Source organism: Paraburkholderia sp. EG286B (assembly GCF_040965655.1).
In the GTDB taxonomy this organism is placed as follows: domain Bacteria; phylum Pseudomonadota; class Gammaproteobacteria; order Burkholderiales; family Burkholderiaceae; genus Paraburkholderia.
In genome coordinates this window covers 418,885-439,234 of record NZ_JBFRCF010000003.1, presented here as the reverse complement: position 1 = coordinate 439,234, position 20,350 = coordinate 418,885, and the positions used below count along the sequence as shown (strand labels likewise).

18 protein-coding genes are annotated in these 20,350 nt (G+C 65.9%); 5 read left to right on the top strand and 13 right to left on the bottom strand.

Going from position 1 to position 20,350, the window contains the following annotated elements; translation table 11 throughout:
- Positions 1–238: 238 nt before the first annotated feature.
- Positions 239–1,354 (top strand): Kelch repeat-containing protein, encoded by a 1,116-nt coding sequence (locus AB4Y42_RS08120; RefSeq protein ID WP_368693878.1) that lies wholly within the window; start codon positions 239–241, stop codon positions 1,352–1,354.
- A 37-nt stretch (positions 1,355–1,391) separates the two neighbouring features.
- Here the strand turns inward: AB4Y42_RS08120 and AB4Y42_RS08115 are convergent, their stop codons facing one another.
- Positions 1,392–1,655 carry a DUF6723 family protein gene (locus AB4Y42_RS08115; protein WP_368691365.1) on the bottom strand — a complete coding sequence of 88 codons (264 nt, stop codon included), beginning with the start codon at positions 1,653–1,655 and terminating at the stop codon, positions 1,392–1,394.
- A gap of 213 nt (positions 1,656–1,868) precedes the next feature.
- Here AB4Y42_RS08115 and AB4Y42_RS08110 point away from each other — a divergent pair, with 213 nt between their 5' ends.
- The gene (locus tag AB4Y42_RS08110) at positions 1,869–3,134 is read left to right on the top strand and encodes a multidrug effflux MFS transporter (RefSeq protein ID WP_368691366.1); all 1,266 of its coding nucleotides are present in this window, start codon (positions 1,869–1,871) and stop codon (positions 3,132–3,134) included.
- A gap of 23 nt (positions 3,135–3,157) precedes the next feature.
- On the opposite strand, the gene AB4Y42_RS08105 is transcribed toward AB4Y42_RS08110, so the two are convergent.
- The 6 genes from AB4Y42_RS08105 to AB4Y42_RS08080 form a co-directional block, all read right to left on the bottom strand.
- Positions 3,158–4,786, bottom strand: coding sequence for an FGGY-family carbohydrate kinase (locus tag AB4Y42_RS08105; protein ID WP_368693877.1), 1,629 nt, complete (start codon positions 4,784–4,786; stop codon positions 3,158–3,160).
- Positions 4,787–4,804: 18 nt separating this feature from the next.
- Positions 4,805–5,533, bottom strand: coding sequence for an SDR family oxidoreductase (locus AB4Y42_RS08100; protein WP_368693876.1), 729 nt, complete (start codon positions 5,531–5,533; stop codon positions 4,805–4,807).
- A gap of 34 nt (positions 5,534–5,567) precedes the next feature.
- Positions 5,568–6,863 (bottom strand): sugar ABC transporter permease, encoded by a 1,296-nt coding sequence (locus AB4Y42_RS08095; protein ID WP_368693875.1) that lies wholly within the window; start codon positions 6,861–6,863, stop codon positions 5,568–5,570.
- A gap of 11 nt (positions 6,864–6,874) precedes the next feature.
- Positions 6,875–7,705 (bottom strand): ATP-binding cassette domain-containing protein, encoded by an 831-nt coding sequence (locus tag AB4Y42_RS08090; protein ID WP_368693874.1) that lies wholly within the window; start codon positions 7,703–7,705, stop codon positions 6,875–6,877.
- A gap of 60 nt (positions 7,706–7,765) precedes the next feature.
- A complete protein-coding gene (locus tag AB4Y42_RS08085) occupies positions 7,766–8,824 on the bottom strand; it encodes a sugar ABC transporter substrate-binding protein (RefSeq protein ID WP_368693873.1) in 1,059 nt (352 codons plus the stop codon).
- A gap of 135 nt (positions 8,825–8,959) precedes the next feature.
- Positions 8,960–9,928 carry an AraC family transcriptional regulator gene (locus AB4Y42_RS08080; protein ID WP_368693872.1) on the bottom strand — a complete coding sequence of 323 codons (969 nt, stop codon included), beginning with the start codon at positions 9,926–9,928 and terminating at the stop codon, positions 8,960–8,962.
- A 467-nt stretch (positions 9,929–10,395) separates the two neighbouring features.
- Between AB4Y42_RS08080 and AB4Y42_RS08075 the strand changes: the two genes are divergently transcribed.
- Complete coding sequence (locus AB4Y42_RS08075) at positions 10,396–11,802, top strand: MFS transporter (protein WP_368693871.1); 1,407 nt, start codon at positions 10,396–10,398, stop codon at positions 11,800–11,802.
- A gap of 79 nt (positions 11,803–11,881) precedes the next feature.
- On the opposite strand, the gene AB4Y42_RS08070 is transcribed toward AB4Y42_RS08075, so the two are convergent.
- The 3 genes from AB4Y42_RS08070 to AB4Y42_RS08060 all read right to left on the bottom strand — a co-directional run bounded on the left by AB4Y42_RS08070 (position 11,882) and on the right by AB4Y42_RS08060 (position 13,816).
- A complete protein-coding gene (locus tag AB4Y42_RS08070; RefSeq protein ID WP_342919983.1) occupies positions 11,882–12,310 on the bottom strand; it encodes a nuclear transport factor 2 family protein in 429 nt (142 codons plus the stop codon).
- Positions 12,311–12,408: 98 nt separating this feature from the next.
- Positions 12,409–12,930 (bottom strand): hypothetical protein, encoded by a 522-nt coding sequence (locus tag AB4Y42_RS08065; RefSeq protein WP_368691374.1) that lies wholly within the window; start codon positions 12,928–12,930, stop codon positions 12,409–12,411.
- Between the two features lie 49 nt (positions 12,931–12,979).
- Positions 12,980–13,816, bottom strand: coding sequence for an MFS transporter (locus AB4Y42_RS08060; protein WP_368693870.1), 837 nt, complete (start codon positions 13,814–13,816; stop codon positions 12,980–12,982).
- 138 nt (positions 13,817–13,954) lie between these two features.
- On the opposite strand from AB4Y42_RS08060, the gene AB4Y42_RS08055 reads away from it, so the two are divergent.
- The gene (locus AB4Y42_RS08055; protein WP_368691376.1) at positions 13,955–14,890 is read left to right on the top strand and encodes a LysR family transcriptional regulator; all 936 of its coding nucleotides are present in this window, start codon (positions 13,955–13,957) and stop codon (positions 14,888–14,890) included.
- Positions 14,891–14,912: 22 nt separating this feature from the next.
- Here the strand turns inward: AB4Y42_RS08055 and AB4Y42_RS08050 are convergent, their stop codons facing one another.
- A complete protein-coding gene (locus AB4Y42_RS08050) occupies positions 14,913–15,908 on the bottom strand; it encodes a Gfo/Idh/MocA family protein (protein ID WP_368693869.1) in 996 nt (331 codons plus the stop codon).
- 298 nt (positions 15,909–16,206) lie between these two features.
- On the opposite strand from AB4Y42_RS08050, the gene AB4Y42_RS08045 reads away from it, so the two are divergent.
- Complete coding sequence (locus AB4Y42_RS08045) at positions 16,207–17,856, top strand: alkaline phosphatase family protein (protein ID WP_368693868.1); 1,650 nt, start codon at positions 16,207–16,209, stop codon at positions 17,854–17,856.
- Between the two features lie 81 nt (positions 17,857–17,937).
- Here the strand turns inward: AB4Y42_RS08045 and AB4Y42_RS08040 are convergent, their stop codons facing one another.
- Together AB4Y42_RS08040 and AB4Y42_RS08035 are read right to left on the bottom strand one after the other, a co-directional pair.
- Positions 17,938–18,594 carry a helix-turn-helix domain-containing protein gene (locus tag AB4Y42_RS08040; RefSeq protein ID WP_028203801.1) on the bottom strand — a complete coding sequence of 219 codons (657 nt, stop codon included), beginning with the start codon at positions 18,592–18,594 and terminating at the stop codon, positions 17,938–17,940.
- Positions 18,595–18,955: 361 nt separating this feature from the next.
- The gene (locus AB4Y42_RS08035; RefSeq protein ID WP_368691380.1) at positions 18,956–20,347 is read right to left on the bottom strand and encodes an aspartate aminotransferase family protein; all 1,392 of its coding nucleotides are present in this window, start codon (positions 20,345–20,347) and stop codon (positions 18,956–18,958) included.
- Between the last annotated feature and the right edge of the window lie 3 nt (positions 20,348–20,350).

The following is a 20,350-nucleotide window of genomic DNA, read 5'->3' as shown; positions in this document are numbered from 1 at the left end:
GCGGAGTATCCAATTCTCCCCGACCGGCCCATCGCGAAATGACATTCTCGACACGCCCGCCGATGCAGTGTGGCGACGCGGAGCCGATCGCACCCTCAATCGCGCGTACACACTCACGCAAGGTGGGCGACAGCGTAAGCGAGTACCGTGTCCACTGCGCGCCGCGCGAGTGAGAAAAACGCCGGAAAAAGCGCGCTCGATGCCGTCCCGCCTCCCGCCCACCTCCGCGAGGTTCGCCATGCCGCTTTCCCGTCGCCGCTTCCTCGAACTGAGCCTCGCCGCGGGCAGCACCGCCTGGTACGAACAGCGTGGTGCGATGGCTGCGGAGGACATGCCGGCCATGCCCGAAGACCCGCAAGCGATGCAGACGGCCCAGCGCGGCGGACTGTACGCGAGCCTGCGCGACCCCAATGCCACGCAGCTGCCGCCCGCGGCGTTCACGCAGCGCTTCTTTTACTCGAGCGCGCCGCGCGCCACGCCGCAAGGCGCGTGGACCACGGCCGCGCCCTTGCCATTGCCGCGCAGCGAAATGGCGTGGGCGACGAGCGAGGGCGAGCGCATGCACGTGATCGGCGGCTATGGCGCGGGCCAGGTCGCGCGAGCCTATCACCACGTATTCGATGCGGCGCTCGGCGCCTGGCGCAACGCCGCGCTGGTTCCGCGCGGCGCGAATCATATCGGCGTGGCGGCGCTCGACGGCGTGGTCTATGCGATGGGCGGCTTCGTCGAGCAGAACCGCATCGCCGTGCCCGACTGCTACGCCTATGTCGTGGCCGACGACCGCTGGCACGCGATTCACCCGCTTTCGCGCGGCTCGCGCGGTGCGATTTCCGTCGTGGCGCACGACGGCCTGCTGCACGCGATCGGCGGCCGCGACACGCGCTCGGTGGACTGGCACGAGGCGTACGACCCGCAGAGCGACAGCTGGAAGACGCTCGCGCCCATTCCCGGTCCGCGCGACCATACGGCGGCCGTCTCGCTCGCGGGCTGGATCCTCGTGGCCGGCGGCCGCATGGATACGTTCGACTTCAACACCGGCATGCACGTGGCCTACGACGCGAAGCGCGACGCCTGGGAAGAGCGCGCGCCCATGCCCACACCGCGCTCCGGCCACGGCGGCGCGGCGTGGCGCGGGCGCTTCTTCTGCATGGGTGGGGAAGGCACGCGGCGCGTCTTCGGGCAGAACGAAGGCTACGATCCGGCCACCGATTCATGGCAGGCCTATGCGCCCATGCTCACGCCGCGGCATGGCATGGGCGCGGCGGTCGTGGGCGATGCGATTCATGTGGCGGGCGGCGGCCCGATGAATGGCGGCGTGTTTCAGAGTTCGGTGCACGAAGTGTTTGCGCTTTGAGCCTGGACATGCTCCGCCTTCGGCATGCAGGGCCGGCTCACCCTTCGGGCATCGCGATGTCCGCGCGAATCAGCTCATCGGCGAGCGTGAGTGCCTGTTGCCTTGCCAGCGGCCCCGTCGCGCACGGCCCCGGACGCGGACAGCCGTCGAACGGATAGATGAGCCGCCCATCGGTCTTGCGGCGAATCCGCAGCAATCCGTAGTAGCGGCCCGCGCCGTCGATCTGCTCGCCGCAGAAGACTTCGTAGTCTTCGGTACTAGTCGGGCGGCGCGCGGCCTCTTTCGGCCTTTTCTCTGGCATGTCGGCACTCCGGGGATATCCAGGGCGAGATATGCGGATGCCAGCAAGCGCCGCGCCTGAGAGGGGCGTCGCACGGAAGTCGGCGATAACGGGCACAATACGCGCCTACGCCGCCGCGCCGGACGCTGTGTTCGCGATTCGAACGCGCTTTCCGAACAGGCAGCCCGACCGCTCCCGCGCCGCCGCACCGGAATCCGCCCTTCTCACGCTGTCATGACCCACGATCTGCCCGAACGTCCAGCCACCGCCGCACGCCCGGCGAACTCGCCGCGCTTCCTGCTGTTCCTGATCTGCCTGTTCGCCTCCGCCGGACAGCTCGCCATCGACATCTACGTGCCCGCACTGCCGGCCATGGCGCGCTACTTCGCGACGTCGCCGCAGGCGATCCAGTCGAGCGTGTCCGTTTATCTCGCCGCCTACGCGTTCGGCCAGCTCATCTTCGGGCCGATTTCCGACGCCCTCGGGCGCAAGCGCGTGCTGGCCTTCGGGCTCGTGATCTATACGCTCGGCTGTCTGCTCTCGCTGGCCGCGCCGAATCTGGAAACCTTCGTGCTGGCGCGCTGCCTGCAGGGCTTCGGCATCGCCGCGACCAACCTGCTCGCCAAAGCCATCATCACCGACTCGTTCGTGGGCACCGCGCTCATGCACGCGTTCACCTACATGTCGATTACGTGGGGGCTCGCGCCGATCATCGCGCCCGTGATCGGCGCGCATCTGCAGGAGCTGTTCGGCTGGAAGGCCTGCCTCGTGTTCCTGCTCCTGTATTCGCTGGTGATGTGGGCGCTGCTGTGGCGCTTTCGCGAGACCTTGCGGCAACCGGTGCGGCTGGAGCCGCGCACGCTCATCGCGAACGCGGGCAAGGTGCTCGCGAGCCCCGTGTTCCAGAGCTGCTTTCTGGCCCAGGGCCTGTGCTACAGCATCCTGCTCGTCTTCAACGTCGTCGGGCCGTTCATGGTGCAGAACACGCTGCATCGGCCGCCTACCTTTTTCGGCTATCTCGCGCTCGGCATCGGCCTGATGTATTTCCTGGGCGGCCTCTCGAACCGGCTCCACGGCCCGCGCCTGCCCACCCCGGAGCAACGTCTGCGTGTGGGGGCGCGCGTGATGGCGGGCGCGTCGATCGCGATGCTCGTGCTCGCGCTCACGGTGGGCCTGCGCGTGTGGACGCTCGCCGTTCCGGTACTCGTGATGGGGCTGTGCGCGGGTGCGATGTACCCCACGCTGATGGCCAAGGGCAATTCGCTGTTCCCGCATATCGCGGGCTTGACGAGCGCGATTCTCGGCTGCGCGCTGCTGCTCGTTTCCTCGGCGATGATGGGGCTGGCCGGCTTTGTCTCCGTGCACGTGCTCACGCCGCTCGCGGTGTTCTTCGTGCTGCTCGCGCTCACCGTCGTCGTGATGGTGACGAAGCTGCTGCGCCACCTCGCGCAGAGTGAGGCCGCCGCCGCGCTCGCGCAGCGCAGCGGCGAGGCGGCGTGAGCCGCTAGCTTCCAGTCAGGCCGTTAGCGGATCGCGCGCGCCACGTCCTGCAACTGCGTGAAGGCGCGGTAACGCGCGTCGTGCAGCGCCGCGATCTCGCCCGTGGCCGGCGCGTAGACCTTGCTGATCTGCGACATCGCGGCCATCGCCTCGCGCGCGTTTTCATATAACCCGCCCGCCACGGCGCCCAGCATGGCCGCGCCCAGCAGGACGGGCTCCTCGGCGTGAGTGGCCAGCACGGGCTTGCCCGTTGCGTCCGCGAGCAGCTGGCGCACGAGGTCGAGCCTGCCCGCGCCGCCGCTGATCACGACCTGCTCGATCGGCGCGCCCGCCTGGGCCTGCACCTCGATGATCTGTCGCAGTCCATAGCCGATGCTGCCAATGCCCGCAACATAGAGCGCGACGAGGCTCGCCATGTCCGTCTCCATGCCGAGCCCCGCGATGACGGCCCGCGCGTGCGGATCGGCGAACGGCGCGCGGTTGCCGAGGAATTCCGGCACGACGTGCAGACCAGCATCGTACGCGAGGCGCACCGCGCCCGACTCACCCTGCCCAGCCTGAACCGCCAGCCCGGCAAGCATCGCCGGCAGCGACTGGCCCTCGCTCGCCGCGCGGCTCGCCGCCTCCGTGGCGAGCGGATGCATCGTGAGCAAGCGCTCGATCGCCGCGCCCGCCACCGACTGGCCGCCTTCGTTGAGCCACGCACCGGGCACCATCGCCGCGTAGTACGGCCCCCACACGCCGGGCACGAACACGGGGTCGCGCGTGGTCGTCATCGTGCATGACGAGGTGCCGAACACATACGCGAGGCACGCCTCGGGCTGCCCTTGCGCGCCGACCGTGCCGATGCCGCCCGCGTGCGCGTCGATCACGCCCGTCGCGACAGCGGTGCCCGCGCGCAGGCCGAGTTGCGCGGCGGCCTCGGGCGTGAGCCCGCTGCCGAGCGGCGTGCCCGGCTCGACGATCGTGCGGCCGATGCGCGCGAAGCCTTCGTCGGCAAGCACGCCGAGACCCACGGTGCGGAAGTAGCTTTCGTCCCAGCGCTGCTCGTGCGCGAGATAGGTCCACTTGCAGGTCACTGTGCAGGTGGAGCGCGAAAGATCGCCCGTGGCGCGCCACGTGAGGAAGTCGGTCAGGTCGAAGAACTGCCAGGCCGCGGCGAACACCTCGGGCCGGTTTTCCAGCAGCCACAGCAGCTTGGGCGTTTCCATCTCGGGAGAGATCTTGCCGCCCACGAAGCGCAGCACATCGTGGCCCGTGGCGTTGATGCGCTCGGCCTGCGCCACGGCGCGATGGTCCATCCACACGATGATGTCGCGCTCGGCCACTTCGGACGGGCCCACGGGCAGCGGCGTGCCGCCCTCGCCCAGCACGACGAGTGAACAAGTGGCGTCGAAGCCGATCCCGGCGATCTGCTCCGGCGAGATCGCGGCCTGCGCGAGCGCGTCCTTCACCGCCTGGCACACGGCGTTCCAGATCTGCGTGCTCGATTGCTCGACGATGGCGCCGCTCTCGTGAAACACGCTGATGTCGTGCTTCGCCGACGCCAGCATACGACCCGCGGAATCGAAAATGCCGGCACGGGCGCTACCCGTGCCCACATCGACACCGACGGTATGGCGTGCGCCGCCAGCATGGTTATTTGAGGTCATGGCTGGTTGACTGTGGGTTTACAGATCGACACTGTTCGGCAGGATCACGAGGTCGCGAATGGTGACGCTGCGCGGCCGCGTGAGCATGAATACCACGGAATCGGCTACTTCCTTCGGCTGCATGAGACTGCCCTGGGCCAGCGCTTCGTCCATCTTCGCCTTGGGCCAGTCCTCGAGCAAGGCCGTGACCACGGGGCCCGGCAGCACCGCGCCCACGCGCACGCCGTGCTTCGCGACCTGGCGGCGCACGGTGTGCGTAAAGGCCTGCACCGCGAACTTCGAGGCCGTGTAAATCGGCTCCCACACCACCGGCACGACGCCCGCCACCGAACTCGTGAAAATGATGTCGCCCGACTTCTGCGCGATCATGTGCGGCAGCACCGCATGCACCGAGCGAAACGCGGCGTTGATGTTCAGGTTGAGCATGCGGTCCCACTCGTCGGGATTGCCGTTCGCCACCTCGCCGCCGATATACGCGCCCGCGTTGGCGTGGAAGATGTCGAGCCCGCCAGCGAGATCGAGGATCCTGGGCAGCATGGCCGCATAGTCCGCCGGGTTGAGCAGGTCCATGGCGAGCGGCAGCGCATTGGGCCCCAGCTCCGCGCAACATTTCGCGAGCCGGTCCTCTGCGCGGTCGATCAGCACGACTTTCGCGCCTTCGTCCACCAACGCGCGCGCGCACGCGAAGCCGATGCCGGACGCCGCGCCCGTAATGGCGGCGACCTTTCCCTTGATCGATTCAGACATGGGTGACTTTCTCCTTGAATCAGGTACGAACGCCTCAGGCGCGGCCATGCGAAACACGCGACTGGCGGGCGAGCGAATCGACGATCACCGCAATGGCCAGCACGGCGCCGGTAATCATGAAGCGCAGCGACGACGACAGGTTCAGCAGCGTCAGACCGCTCGCAATCGACTGGATCACGATGATGCCGAGCACGGCCGACCATGCGCTGCCGCGCCCGCCGAACAGGCTCGTGCCGCCGATCACGGCTGCCGCGATGGCATTGAGGTTGACGTCGCCGGTGCCGGCCTGCTGGCTCGCCGAAGCGAGACGCGCGGCGGTCAGCACGCCGCCGATCGCGGCCAGGCTCGCGCACAGCACAAAGGCGCTCGTATAGATCGCGCCGACCTTGATACCCGCGCGCCGCGCGGCTTCGTGGTTGCCGCCCACGGCGTGCATCGAACGGCCCCAGCGCGTGCGCGTGAGCGCGTACTGCATGACGACCGCAAGACCCAGAAAGAGGCCGAACATCAGCGGCACGCCACGCCCGCGGTTGAGATAGGCCACGACGATTTCGAGGAACACCGTCAGCGCCACCGCGCGCCCGAGCAGGCCTGCGACCGACGGCGCCGAAAGCCTGGCCGCATGGCGGCGCGTGCGCGTGCGCATGCCGAGCAGCAGGAGCACGATACCGGGCAGCAGCGCGATCAGGTGCGAGACGATCGGCGGGATCACCATCAGTTGTCCGAAGTTCACCATCGCCGAACCGTAGGGCAAATTGATCGAACCCGTCGAACCGAGCACGTAGAGCTGCATCCCGAGGATGGCGAGCAGGCCCGCGAGCGTCGAGACGAAACTTGGCATGCCGATCCAGTTGAGCAGCAGCGCATACAGCGCGCCGATCACCGCGCCCACCGCGATCGCGGCAACGATGGCGAGCAGCACCGGCCAGCCGTCGTTGACCCACAATGTGCCGACCAGCGCCGAGGCGAAGCCGCTCATCGAGCCCACCGAGAGATCGATCTGCCCGAGCAGCAGCACGCAGACGATGCCGAGCGAAATGACGCCGACCGTCGAGCAGTCGAACAGCATGTTCACGAGGTTGTCGGCGGAAAGAAACACCGGGTTCAGGCTCGTGAACACCGTCCAGATGATGACGAGCCCCGCGATGACCGGGAGCGAACCGAGGTCGCCCGAGCGCACGCGATCGACGAATGCCGACACGCTCTCGCCGATTCCGCTCGCATGCTTCACGCGTACGTCGCTGCGGTCGAGCAGCGTGGAAGGCTTCGCATCGGGCTTCGAGCCGTCCGGGTTTTCAGGCTGCGGAGCGCCATGGATAGTCTTGCTCATGATCGTTCCTTTCATTGCACGTCCTGTTGCGCCTGGCGGCGGCCCGCGCGGCGCGACACCGCGTTTTCCGTCGCCCCGGTGATCGCCGCCACGAGTTCGGCGTTGGAAGAGTCGGGATAGAAAATCCCGTTGTTGCGGCCGAGGCGCAGCACGACGATACGGTCGGCCACGGCGCGCACGTCTTCCATGTTGTGGCTGATCATGATGACGGCGTGGCCGCGGTCGCGCACGCGCTCGATCAGGTTCAGCACCTCCGCGGTCTGGGCCACGCCGAGCGCGGCGGTCGGTTCGTCGAGCATGATGAGTTTCGGGTCGAGCAGCAGCGAGCGCGCGATCGCCACGGTCTGGCGCTGGCCGCCCGAGAGCGAGGCGACTACGTCGCGCACGCTGGGAATGCGCGCCGAAAGCTCGTTGAGGAGCGTCCAGGCCTTCACTTCCATCGTGACCTCGTCGAGCCGGTACGGGCTCAACTCGCGGCCGAGGAAGATGTTCGCCACGACGTCGAGGTTCTCGCACAGCGCGAGGTCCTGGAACACCGTCGCGATCCCCAGGTCGAGGGCCGTGCCCGGATCGGACAGGTTCACCGGCTGGCCGCGAAACGTGATCGTCCCGGCGCTCGGCTGGTGCACGCCCGCCAGAATCTTCACGAGCGTCGATTTGCCCGCGCCGTTGTCGCCGACGAGGGCGACCACCTCGCCCGCATGCACGTCGAGCTCGATATCCGTGAGGGCCGAAACCGCGCCGAAGTGCTTCGAGACGCCGCGCAGGCTCAGCACCAGCTCGCCGGGCGCGCCGTGTGCCGTGGCGCGGTTCGTTGCGCGGTTCGTTGATTCGTCAGTCATGAAATGGGTACCTCTTCGTTGCTCTCGGGGCCCGGCGCGCGCCGGGCCCAGCCATGCGTATCAGCCGCCAATGCCGAGCTTCTTGCAGCCGTCGGCGTAGCGGCCCGTGCACAGGTCCGACGCTTTCGCGAAGCCCTTGTCCACTACCTCGGCCTTGATGTTCTTCTGCGTGATAACGGCCGGCTTGAACAGTTGCGTGGGCGTCTTGAAGAGCGTCGTCTCGCCCTTCACGGGCTTGCCGTCGAGGAAGCCCACGGCCACCTTGGCCGCCGCGCCCGCCACGATCTCGCTGGGCTTGAGGATCGTGTTGTACTGGTCGCCCGCGATGATCAGTTGCAGGCCCGCCGTGGTCGCGTCGTTACCCGTGACCGGCGGAACCGGATTCATGCCCGCCGCCTTGAAGGCCGCAATGGTGCCGCCCGCCGTGCCGTCGTTGGCGGCCGCGACGCCCACGATCTGCGGCCCGAAGCGCGTGACCTGCCCGCTCACCCACTGCTGCGCCTTGGGCGGCGCCCACTCCGGCGTGTCGTACTCGGAGAGCGTCTTGTAGCCGCTGCCCTGCAGCCCTTCGTGAATGCCCTTCTTGATGAGGCCCGCGGCGGCGTCGGTCGGCGAGCCGTTCACTTCGAGCACGCCGCCCTTGCTGCCGGCCACGCCCGACTCCTTCAGGTGCTGCACGAGCGACTGGGCGATGGACTTGCCGATTTCCTCGTTGTCGAACGAGACGTAGTAGTCGGCCGGCGTGGACGGCACGGGCCGGTCATACGCAATGACCTTGATGCCCTGGCTCTGCGCCATATGCACGAGCGAAGCCGCCGCCGTGGAGTCCACCGGGTCGAGCACGATGACCTTCGCGCCCTGGGCGATCACCGAATTGAACTGTTGCTGCTGCTGCGAGGCATCGGCATTCGCGTTCTGGTAGAGCACCTTGCAGTCGGGGCAGAGCTTGCCCATTTCGGCCTTGAAGCCGGGGAAGTCGTGCTGCTCGTAGCGCGTGGAGGCCTGGTCGGGCATCAGGAACGCGACCGTGCCGCTCGGCGCGGCGTGAGCCGACGTGATGCCCGCGAGGGCGAGACTGAGCGCGGCGGCGCCGATCAGTTGGTTGTGAAGTCGGGTCATTGGGTGTCTCCGTTTTTTGGTTGAATGCCTGGTAGGGTTGCCGGTGCTGTCGTGCTGCCTTGTGAACGTGTGAGTTCGTCCTGCGCAATACCTGACATGCGCACTGCGTTTGAAAGTGTCTTGCCGGGAGATCCGCTAGCCGATCGCGGGCGCGCCGTACACGGCTTCGCTCTTGCTGGCCGCGCTCGCGGCGTTGAGCCGCTGATACGAGCGCCAGCGCGACGGCGACATTTCCTTGATCAACAGGAACTGGCGGTTGAAATTCGAGAGGTTGTTGAAGCCCACCTGATAGCAGATGTCCGTGATGTTCAGTTCGCCTGACATCAGCAGCTGGCACGCCAGATTGATGCGCAGCTGGTTCACGTAGCGCACGAACGACACGCCCGTATGGCGGCGGAAATAGCGCGAAAACGCGCTTACGCTCTGCCCGGCCAGTTCCGCCAGCTCCGTTTCGCGCAGCTCCTGGGAGAGATTCTTGCCGATGAAGGCCAGCACGTGATTGATGCGCGTGCCCGCATAGCGAGCCGGGTCGGCGCGATACGCCTCGCTGGCGAGCGCCGCGGGCTCCTCGCTTTGCACGAGCAGATCGAGCAGGTCGATGAAGAGCGTGACGCGCCGCATGCCCTGTGCGCCCAGCATCTCGCGCAGGATCGGCTCGGCGGTCGCGCCCGTTGCCGGCGTGAACAGCAGCCCCCAGCGCGACGCGTCGAGCAGCCCCTCCACGCGCCTGAATTCGGGAAACGCCTCGATCGCGCGCGCGATGAATTCCGCATCGAACTGGAGGACGAGACAACGTTCGTCCACCGGCTCGTCGTGCGGCACGCTGCTTACCCAGTTGTGCGGCAGGTTCGGGCCGATCATCACGAGATTGCCGGGCGCGAAGCTGCCGATGAAATCGCCCACGAAATACTTGCCCGTGGTCGCGGTGATGAGGTGGATCTCGTACTCGGGATGAAAGTGCCAGCGCACCGTTCGATAGGGGTAGCCGTGCGACCAGACCTTGAACGACTCGTCGCGCGGCACCGCGACCAGTTCGAGGTCTGGCTGGGAATGTGTGGCGCAAGGCGCGCTTGCGCGCGTCGTGGCTGCCCCAATGGTTTGCATCTCGACTCCTCCTGCACGGTTTTTCTTGTTCTGCGACGGTTGCTCGCGCATACGCTCGACCTACCCTCGGACCGCGCGCCGCCATGACTGAAAATTACCCGCCGCGGCACGTATCCACCACTGAAAATCAGACCGCAGACTGATACTTTCTTGCATTCGGGTTAGTCCTGGGCCGATTCCAGTGTGCCGGAAGTCAACTTTTGTGCATAGCAACAGCCCTCGCCGGCGGACGGCGAGACAGGTCAACCACCACAAAAACGGCAAATGTTGCTGCCGCATGATTGAGCGCGAAGCCAAAGAGCGGTCAAAAATCGCCACTTCCCGCGCGCGACGGGCGCTCGTGATGCGCAGGCAGGGAAAGTCCCGATGCGAAATCGTCCTATGACATCGGAAACAGAAATTGACGGGACTAACTTGATCGCTCAAGCGCGCCATTCGGGCCGCGGTTCCTGACAAGAGGACGTCTTATGCGATTCGCCGAAACTTGGCATTCCCCCACGCCGGGCCGGTCCCTATGGGACGATACGTCGACTCCCGACCACGACCAGCACGCCGCCCCTACCGGCAGCGCGCACACGCTGCCACGCCGCGCCATTACCGCCGCCGCGCTCGGCAACGCAACGGAGTGGTTCGACTATGGGATCTACGCCTATGGGCTCGCCTATATCTCCGCGGCATTGTTTCCGGGCAGCACGGCAAGCGCCACGCTGTTCGCGCTCGGCACGTTTGCCATTTCATTTTTGATTCGCCCGCTCGGCGGCCTGTTCTGGGGGCCGCTCGGCGACCGCTTCGGGCGCAAGAAAGTGCTCGCGCTGACGGTGCTGCTGATGTCGGGCGCCACGCTGCTCGTGGGCCTGCTGCCGACCTATGCGAAAGCCGGCTGGATCGCCCCGGCCGCGCTCATCGTCTTGCGCATGATCCAGGGCTTCTCCACCGGCGGCGAATATGGCGGGGCAGCGACCTTCATGGCCGAATACGCGCCCGACGCGCGGCGCGGCTTCTGCGGGAGTTTCCTCGAATTCGCCACGCTGGCCGGCTTTTCGCTGGGCGCCTTGCTGATGCTCGCGGCGTCGCTTACGCTCGGCAACGATGCGATGCATGCGTGGGGCTGGCGCCTGCCGTTCCTCGTCGCGGCGCCGCTGGGCTTGATCGGCTTCTATCTGCGTTCGCGCATCGAGGACACGCCCGTGTTCCGCGAGATGGAAGAGAAGTTCGAGCAACAGGAGCGGGAGCGCCCGGCCATTTCGCTGGGCACGCTGCTGCGCGAGCACCGCGTGCCGCTCGTGCTGCTGGGCGGGCTCGTGGTTGCGCTCAATGTCGTGAACTACGTGCTGCTCGCGTATATGCCGACGTATATGCACAAGGAACTGGGCGTGAGCGAGAACATGTCGCTGCTCATTCCGCTCATCGGCATGCTCACGATGATGGCCCTGCTGCCGTTCGCGGGCCGGCTCTCCGATCACGTGGGCCGCAAGACGCTCTGGTGGTTCTCGCTCGTCGGGCTGTTCGTTGCCGCCGTGCCGATGTTCATGCTGATGCGCCACGGCGTGGCCGGCGCGCTGATCGGCTTCGCCGTGCTCGGCCTGCTCTATGCGCCGCAGCTCGCGACCATCTCGGCGATGTTCCCCGCCATGTTCCCGACGCAAGTGCGTTACGCGGGGATGGCGATTGCCTACAACGTCTCGACCTCGCTGTTCGGCGGCACCGCGCCGATCGTGAGCGACTGGCTCGTGGACAAGACCGGCAGCCCGCTCGTCCCGGCGTACTACATGATGGCCGCGTGCGCGGTGGGCGCCGTCGCGCTCTTCTTCGTGATCGAGACGAAGGGCTGCTCGTTGCGCGGACAACAGGTGCCTGGCAAGGCGCAGCCGTAACGGCATGGCGGGCCGCTCGCGGCCGTCATGCTCCGCCTGAAATGCCCGACCGTGTGTCGGGCATTTTGCTTTGCGGCGACTAACGTTTGAAAATGACCTTCGTCGTCGCGGGATCGATCGGCGAGGACGAATGCTGGTGGAAGATCTTCCAGCCCTCGCCCGTCTGCCTGAGCGTCGCGGTGATGCGATTGTCCATCGAGCGCAATTCCTCGCCGTCCGCCGCCACCGCTTTGTAGCTCACGAAGGCGTGGACCACGGCGAGGTCCTGGGAGACGACGGTTTGCGCCTCGCTGAAATCCACGATCACGCGCTCGGCGCCCAGCGAGCCAAACCAGCCCTCCACCATGTTGCGCCATGACGCGATGCCCTCGTACGTCCACGCGCCCCACATGTCGAAGGCCAGGATGTCGGGGTCGTAGAGCGCGACGAACGCGTCGACGTCTTTGGCCAGTACCGCGGCTTTGTACTGGTGCAGCACCTGCAAGACCGGATCGGCGGCTTTGTCCACTGGGTTGTCTCCTGAACCAGGTTGCGTTGGCGAATGAACGGCTGCTTATTAAAGCAACGCCGCCTGGCCTCTGTCCAGTGAATTCGCCGCCCTGTCTTTCAGGTGCGCGAAGCGTTGGCGAGCACCCGGGCGGCCTTGCCCTGCGGACGCAGCAGCAAATAAAAGGCGGCGCCATGCGTAATCGCCAGCAGCGGCACGACGATCACGGGAATCACGTAGGTCGCGCCCAGCTCTCCCGCGTGTACAGGCACGCCGGCCTGGGTGGCGTGGTAGTAGGCGAAAGCCAGATCCACCGCGCCCACGAGATTGAACGCCACGACGAAGAACCAGAACACGGGACGCTTTCTTGCCGCGAGTAGCGCCAGCATGGCCAGCGCACCCGTTGCGAGGTCCCCATAGGCGGTGGGCACGGCGAAGCTCGCGGGCAGATCGGGACTCACGACGCCCGGCAGCATGAAGACCAGCCCGAAGAAGCGGAAGCTGTGCAGCGTGGCGATCGCGCGCTGTGCGTCGAATGGGTCCATCGACTTGAGCCGGGGCCAGACGTACACGGTAAAACAAAGGAGCCACGCGACATACCCTAGCGCGAGATGCAAACGAAAAATCGATTCCGGTGACATGCTGCCTCCTGCAAGGTGCGTTGCGATGAGTGGATAAAACGGAGCGAGATCATGCGGCGCGACGCCGGAACAGTTGCCGCAGCGAAAGCGCATGCAACAGGATCGAACTGGGCACGACGAACGCGGGCGTCAGTACGTACGGCCAGGTGCCCGCGTTGAGGCTCGGCAGATCCGGCGCGATCAACTGGAACCGGCCGGGCGCCGTGACCATCCCCAGCGTCACGGCGACGGCGAAATCGGCGAGTCCGAACAGGTTCCAGGCGATGGCGGCCTTGCGCCCCTGCGCCGTCCCGCTCGCCACCGCGACGGCCGCCGGCACGGCAAACAGGCCGGTCAGCAGGTCGCCGGTGCCCGCCGGCAACGCGTCCACGCCGGCCATGGCGCCGTGCAGCCACGCTGCGATCGCCCAACTGCCGAACACGCGGTAAAACTGCAGCGCGATGAGCCAGGCCGCCGGCATCGCGTCGAGCACTTGCCCCACCCGCTTCGAGAGCAGCAATAGCGGCGCGCCGACGATCAGCGGCAGGAAGATCGCCAACGGCAGCCATGGCAGCGGCGGCGGTACGGCGCTCAGCCGAAAGACACCATGGATCGCCGCGCTCCAGACGACTGCAAACCAAAGCGCGTGCGCCATGAGAATCGCTAGCCAGGTCGCGCGACGTTGGCTTAGCGTCAGGTCGGTGCGTTCGAGGCCGAGCCACAATCCGAGCGCCATGAACATCTGGGCCACGAGCTGGTGCGCCGTGGTTTGAAAACCGCTGCCCGGAATCGCGGGCAGCCAGTACATCACCGCAATCCACAGCAACGTGAGCGGCGCGATCCAGCGCAGGCTGCGCCAGGCCGGACGCGGCGGGATGATGCCAACGGGAACGGCGGGCGTGCTCATCGACGGTTCTCCAGATGAATGCCGGACTTCGCGGTGGATCCTGCCTGCGCGCGACGGGCTTTGCGTGCGTCATCGGCTGGCACGTTAGGTGTACCATCGTTTCCCGCGAGCGACTATTCATCACAATGTTGATGCGCTATGAAGCAGAACTTCACAGTCAGGCAAGGCGCGCTCGATGGCGTCGAAGCGTTCCTGAGCGTTGCCAGGCACCGCAGTTTTCGCAAGGCGGCAGCGGACCTCGGGGTGACGCCTTCGGCCATCAGCCAGGCGGTGCGTGTGCTCGAAGAACGCATCGGCGCGGCGCTTTTCGTGCGCACCACGCGCAGCGTCGGCCTGACCGAAGCCGGCGAACGGTTTCTCTCGCGCGCCAAGCCCGCCTTCGAGGAACTGGTCGCCGCGAGCGAAGTCGCGCGCGACCTCGGCCAGCGCCCTACGGGCTTGTTGCGGCTATCCGTGCCGCGCGCGGTCGTGCCGTTGCTGCTGGAGCCGCTGCTCGCTTCGTTCTGCCAGGCGTATCCCGAAGTGGAGGTGGAAATCGCCGTGAGCAAGGAGGTGGTCGATCTCGCGGCGGAAGGCTTCGACGCCGGCATCCGGCTCGGTCAGCTCGTGGCCGCCGACATGGTGGCGGTGCCGTTGACACCGCCGTTTCGTCTCGTCGTCGTCGGTAGTCCTGCCTATCTTTCCGCCAACAAACGGCCCCTCCACACGGACGATCTGCGCGAGCACGCCTGCTTGCGCTGGCGGCGCTCCAACGGCGCGCTGGCCTCATGGTCATTCGACGACCACGGACACGCCATGGAGATCGCCGTCTCCGGACCGCTGATCGCCAGTGATTTCCCGACCATGATGGGGGCGGCGCTGGAAGGCATAGGCCTCGCCCAGCTACCCGAGCCGATGGTCGCCGAAGCGGTGAAAGCGGGCAAACTCGTGCGTGTGCTCGACGCCTACGCACCGATGCTGCCGGGCGTGTTTCTCTGCTATCCGAGCCGCCGCCAGATCATGCCCAAGCTGCGCGCGTTCATCGACCATGTAAAGAGCCGCAAGGCGGGCGCGGGTCAAGCCAAAAACCACTGAACCCACCCGCGGCGCGTCGACGTCAAGCGATGCTTTCCCACGCGCCCGAGCGGGCCGAACGGAACACGGCGTCGATCACGCGCATGTTTGCGCTGGCGTCTTCCAGCGCAATCGCCTGGGGCGTGCCGTTCAAAATCGCCTCGGCAAAAACCGCCGCTGCCACGCCGTACTGGTCGCATACCGGCAACTCCAGCCAGCGATCCGCTTGTCCCTGCTGGCTCAACAGCAGCCGCGTCGGCCGGTCGTTCGGCGCGTTGAATGGAATCTCGACCTCGACTCGCCCGGTCGTGCCGTGAAACTGCATGCGCTGGTAAGGATGAATCTGGGTGGAATAAAAGAAGCTCGCTTGCACGCCGTCGAAATCCATCAGCACGGAGCCAAGCCGGTCCACGTCGAACGACGGGTCGCGCTCCATCAGCGCGACCACGCGTTTCGGCTCACGCCCGAGAATGAGGCGCGACGTCGTGATGGGATAACAGCCGATATCGAGCAGGCCGCCGCCGCCCATTTCGCTATGGTTGCGAATGTCCTGCGCATTGGTGTTGTAGTAGGTAAAGCCGCCGGTCACCGCCCGCAATTCGCCTATGGCGCCCTCTTCGATCAACGCGCGCACCTTGAGCCACTGCGGATGCGTGCGCACCATGAAGGCTTCCTGGATGTACCGACCGCTCTTGTCGCGCGCGGCGATCAATTGCTGCGCCTGCAGCGCATCGAGCCCGATCGGTTTTTCGCATAGCACATGCTTGCCGGCCTCGACGGCCTTGATCGTCCACTCCACGTGAAGATGATTGGGCAACGGTATATAGATCGCATCGATTTCGGGGTCGGCCAGCAGCGCCTCGTAACTGTCGTACGCGTGCGCGAGTCCGTACTTCGCCGCGGCCGCCTGGGCCTTCTGCGCTGAACGCGAAGCAATCGCTTTAACGCGGCACTTCGGTGCGTGGTGCATGGGCACGACGACCTTGTCGTTGATCTTCGACGTACCCAGGATACCCCAGACGATTTCATCCTTTGCCATGACGTTCCCTTTGAATTCGATGATGTGATGCCCGGAATGGACTGAATGGAACTCACTCTTGACGAGGGTTGCAAACGAGCGCTGCACAGTGAACGGCATACGCTCGAATGCAGGAGTTTACACCCGCGAAAACCCTCACCTCACGCGTTTGCGAACGCGTGTTGCAACAACTGATAACAACTGACGGCGAGATGAAAGCATGGCGTCACGAGAAATTCGCCGTCCACCCCCACATTGCTCGGGCTGTGCGCAGGTCCCTCGCAGTTCCCCACAATGCAAACCAAAAACGAGGTGAAAGATGGAGAATACGAACCGGTGGTCGCGGTTAGGCGCAGTCGTTGGCGCGGGTGCCATGGCACTTGCGGGTGTGCACACAACGGCTTACGCAGGCGACATGAAGGATGTGAAGCACGTCCTGCTCATCAGTTTCGACGGCCTGCACGAACAGGACGTGGCGCGTTGCATCGGCAGCAATTCCTGCCCCAACCTCGCGCTGCTCGCGAAGTCGGGCGTGACCTACACGAACGCCCATACGCCGCATCTGTCCGACTCGTTCCCGGGCCTCACGGCGCTGGTGACGGGCGGCTCGCCGAAGAGCGCAGGCCTCTTTTATGACGTGTCATATGACCGTACGCTCTACGCACCGCTCGATTCGCACTGCAAGGGCCCGCAAGGCTGGAACGTCGTGTTCGACGAGACGACCGGCATCGACGGCGAGAACGGCGGCGCGCTGACCCACCTCGACGGCGGTGGCGCGTTCAATCCGCAAGCCATTCCCTACGCAAAGGTCAACGGCGTTTGCACGCCCGTGTACCCGCACAATTACATCAAGACGAACACGGTCTTCGAAGTCATCAAGCAGAACATCCACGGCGCGCGCACCGCATGGGCGGACAAGCATGCGTGGGGCTACGACTGGGTCAACGGTCCTTCGGGCAAGGGCGTGGACGATCTGGCGCGCACCGAGATCAACTCGATCGACCCCAAGACGGGCACGTATTACCTCGACACCTACACGCATACCGAAGTCTTCGACAACATCCACGTGCAGGCGTTGATCAACGAGATCGACGGCCTCGACTCGACGGGCAAGACGAGCGCGCCGGTGCCCACGATGTTCGGCACGAACTTCCAGACGCTCAGCGTCGCGCAGAAGTCGCCGGTGGCAAAACAAGGCGGCTATCTCGACGCCGACTTCACGCCGGGCCCGCAGGTCGCGGCCGCCATCACGTACCTGGACAACTCGCTCGGCCGCGTGGTGCAGGAACTGAAGCAGCGCAACCTGTACTCGTCGACGCTCATCATCGTGACGGCCAAGCACGGCCAGTCGCCGACCGATCACTCGAAGCTGGTGAAGAACGGCGACACGCTCACGAAGCTGCTCGAGGCCAACAACTATCTGGACTCGACCGGCAACTTCGGTCAGAACAACACGAAAACGGGCAACCTGAACGACGGTTCGGGCCTCCCGGGCACGGGCATGGTGCAGACCGACGACGTGGGCCTGGTCTGGCTGCGCGATCAGAGCCAGAAGGACGCCGTGGTGAAGACGCTGCAGGCGAACCTGAGCTGTAACGCGCCGGGCATTTGCGCGGACGGCCCGCAGGCGTACATCCTCACGGGTGACCGCCTCGCCGACTGGTTCGGCAATCCGTCGAACGGCCGCACGCCGGACATCATCGTGCAGCCGAACCCGGGCGTGATCTATACGTCGAGCACGGCGAAGGATGAAGAGCACGGCGGCAACGCGCCCGACGACAGCCATCTGGGTCTCGTCGTGTCGTTCCCCGGCATTCATCACGCCGGCCGTACGGACGACCACTACGTCTTCACGACCCAGGTTGCACCGACGATCCTGAGCGCGCTCGACCTCGATCCGCATCTGCTGCACGCGGTTCAGCTCGAAGGCACGCATCGCCTGCCGGGGCTGGGTCTCGACGAGAAGTAAGGAGAGGTTGGAAGCCGCGCAAGGCGCGGCTGGCTGCGGCAGTCATCGGACGGTCCGATGGCTGCCTCGTCAGCGGCCCGCCTAGACCGTCTGCAGCCCTTCGATATCGCAGATGCGGATCAGCTTGCCCTGCGCATCAATCAGACCGCGCTTCTGGAAGCGCGACAAGATCCGGCTCACGGTTTCGAGCGTGATGCCCAGGTAGCTGCCCATGTCCTCGCGCGACATGCGCAGACGGAACTCCGCCTGCGAATAACCGCGCTGCCAGTTGCGCGACGACACGTCGAGCAGGAAGGCGGCCACGCGTTCTTCGGCGGTGAGCGAGCCCAGCACCATCATCTGCGAGGCCTCCTGGTTGAACTGGTCGCCCATGAGCCGGTGCAGCCGGTCCTGCATCGTGCCGCTTTCGCGGCACAAGCCCTTGAGCGCGGCGTAGGGAAGCGTGCAAATCGAACTGTCTTCGAGCGCAACGGCGCTGAACGCGTGCACGTCGGTGGCGATGCCGTCGAGCCCCAGCGCATCGCCCGCGAGACGCAGCCCCGTGATCTGCTCGCGGCCGTCGCGGTTGACGATCAGCGTCTTGAGCGAGCCGGAGCGCACGGCGTAGAGGCTGTCGAAGCGGTCGCCCGAGCGATACAGCGCCTCGCCGCGGCGCACCTTGCGCGCCCCGCAGATCAGCGCCTCGAGCTTCGGCAGGTCTTCTGCCGGCAGACCTTGCGGCATGCAAAGGTGGCGCATGGCGCATCCGGAACAGCGTGCGCTTGGCGGCGTTCCGGCGAGAGGAGCGCGGCTGCTTTGGCGCACGACGATAGCCGATCCTGCGACGGGTGAGAGCATCGAACGACTCCTTCTTTAACATTTTTTAAGATTTCGACGCATTGTCACACCATGCGCGTGCGTCAATGTGGTGGCAAAATGCCGCGCACTAGAACCGCGGGCCTTTGAGCCTTGTCAGGCAACGGTTTCACGGCCCATTGCGCAAGCGCAAGCGACCGAAAAGCAACACCTGCGCAAGCCCAGCACAAACAAAAAAGCCGCCGTACTGGCGTACGGCGGCTCGCGACATTGAACCGTCAACAGTTGACGCGCGCCTGGCAGCTTACCCCGCTACCAGACTGTGCTCGGCCACCTCGTCCACGGCCTGCTTGACGATTCCGACGATCTCGTCGGCCTCGGCGCGCGTCATGACGAGCGGCGGCGCGAAGCCCAGGATGTCGCCATGCGGCATGGCGCGCGCGATCACGCCGCGCTGCAGCGCCGCCGCCGAGACCTTCGGCCCGATCTTCAGCGCCGGTTCGAACGGCTTGCGCGCTTCCTTGTCGGCCATGAATTCCAGCGCCGCCAGCATGCCCACGCTGCGCACCTCGCCCACGAGCGGATGCGCGCCGAATGCCTCGCGCAGCTTCGCGCCGAAGTACGAGCCGACCTGCCCGGCGTTCTCCACGAGCTTTTCACGCTCGAGGATCGCCAGATTGGCGAGCGCGGCGGCGGCACACACCGGGTGTCCCGAATAGGTCCAGCCGTGCCCCATCGGTCCGTGCTCCTGCGAGCCGCGCGCGATCACGTCCCAGACCTTCTCGCCCACGATCACGCCGGAAAGCGGCGCATACGCGCTCGTGAGGCCCTTCGCGACGGTGATGAGATCCGGCTCGATGCCGAAGTGCTGCGCGCCCATCTTCGAGCCCAGACGCCCGAAGCCGCACACCACCTCGTCGGAGATCAGCAGGATGTCGTGCTTGCGCAGCACCGCCTGGATGGCCGGCCAGTAGCCCTTGGGCGGCTCGATGATGCCGCCCGTGCCCATCACCGGCTCGGCGATGAATGCGGCGACCGTGTCCGCGCCTTCGCGTGCGATCAGCTTTTCGAGCTCTTCCACGCAGTACGCGACGAACTGCGCCTCGTTCATGCCCGTGGGTGCCTTGCGATACCAGTGCGGGCAGACCGTATGCTTCACGCGGTCGATCGGCAGATCGAAATGCTGATGGAAGCTCGGCAGGCCGGTGAGGCTGCCCGTGACGATGCCCGAGCCGTGATAGCCGCGGTCGCGCGAGATGATCTTCTTCTTGTTCGGGCGGCCCAGCACGTTGTTGTAGTACCAGACGATCTTGACCTGGGTTTCGTTCGCATCCGAACCGGACATGCCGTAATACACCTTCTTCATGCCGGCAGGCGACCAGTCGATGATGCGCGACGACAGCTCGATGATCGCATCCGACGAATGGCCTACATAGGTGTGGTAGTAGGCGAGCTGCTTCGCCTGCTCGTACATGGCGTCGGCGACTTCGGTGCGGCCATAGCCGATGTTCACGCAGTAGAGGCCCGCGAAGGCGTCGATATACTGCTTGCCCTCGTGGTCCTCGATGCGGATGCCCTTGCCGCCGCGCACGATCTTGCCCGGCAGCGCGCCGCTCTCGTGGTCGTAGGCGTGCGTGGACGGGTGCATGAAGTGCGCGCGGTCCTGCTCGAAGAGTGCGTCGATGCGTTGAGTCATGTA

Coding starts and splice junctions, on each gene's coding strand:
- AB4Y42_RS08110 (WP_368691366.1), top strand. CDS start 1,869: ATGACCCACGATCTGCCCGAACGTCCAGCCACCGCCGCACGCCCGGCG.
- AB4Y42_RS08040 (WP_028203801.1), bottom strand. CDS start 18,594: ATGCGCCACCTTTGCATGCCGCAAGGTCTGCCGGCAGAAGACCTGCCG.
- AB4Y42_RS08115 (WP_368691365.1), bottom strand. CDS start 1,655: ATGCCAGAGAAAAGGCCGAAAGAGGCCGCGCGCCGCCCGACTAGTACC.
- AB4Y42_RS08085 (WP_368693873.1), bottom strand. CDS start 8,824: ATGACCCGACTTCACAACCAACTGATCGGCGCCGCCGCGCTCAGTCTC.
- AB4Y42_RS08090 (WP_368693874.1), bottom strand. CDS start 7,705: ATGACTGACGAATCAACGAACCGCGCAACGAACCGCGCCACGGCACAC.
- AB4Y42_RS08060 (WP_368693870.1), bottom strand. CDS start 13,816: ATGAGCACGCCCGCCGTTCCCGTTGGCATCATCCCGCCGCGTCCGGCC.
- AB4Y42_RS08065 (WP_368691374.1), bottom strand. CDS start 12,930: ATGTCACCGGAATCGATTTTTCGTTTGCATCTCGCGCTAGGGTATGTC.
- AB4Y42_RS08080 (WP_368693872.1), bottom strand. CDS start 9,928: ATGCAAACCATTGGGGCAGCCACGACGCGCGCAAGCGCGCCTTGCGCC.
- AB4Y42_RS08075 (WP_368693871.1), top strand. CDS start 10,396: ATGCGATTCGCCGAAACTTGGCATTCCCCCACGCCGGGCCGGTCCCTA.
- AB4Y42_RS08050 (WP_368693869.1), bottom strand. CDS start 15,908: ATGGCAAAGGATGAAATCGTCTGGGGTATCCTGGGTACGTCGAAGATC.
- AB4Y42_RS08045 (WP_368693868.1), top strand. CDS start 16,207: ATGGAGAATACGAACCGGTGGTCGCGGTTAGGCGCAGTCGTTGGCGCG.
- AB4Y42_RS08055 (WP_368691376.1), top strand. CDS start 13,955: ATGAAGCAGAACTTCACAGTCAGGCAAGGCGCGCTCGATGGCGTCGAA.
- AB4Y42_RS08105 (WP_368693877.1), bottom strand. CDS start 4,786: ATGACCTCAAATAACCATGCTGGCGGCGCACGCCATACCGTCGGTGTC.
- AB4Y42_RS08035 (WP_368691380.1), bottom strand. CDS start 20,347: ATGACTCAACGCATCGACGCACTCTTCGAGCAGGACCGCGCGCACTTC.
- AB4Y42_RS08095 (WP_368693875.1), bottom strand. CDS start 6,863: ATGAGCAAGACTATCCATGGCGCTCCGCAGCCTGAAAACCCGGACGGC.
- AB4Y42_RS08120 (WP_368693878.1), top strand. CDS start 239: ATGCCGCTTTCCCGTCGCCGCTTCCTCGAACTGAGCCTCGCCGCGGGC.
- AB4Y42_RS08100 (WP_368693876.1), bottom strand. CDS start 5,533: ATGTCTGAATCGATCAAGGGAAAGGTCGCCGCCATTACGGGCGCGGCG.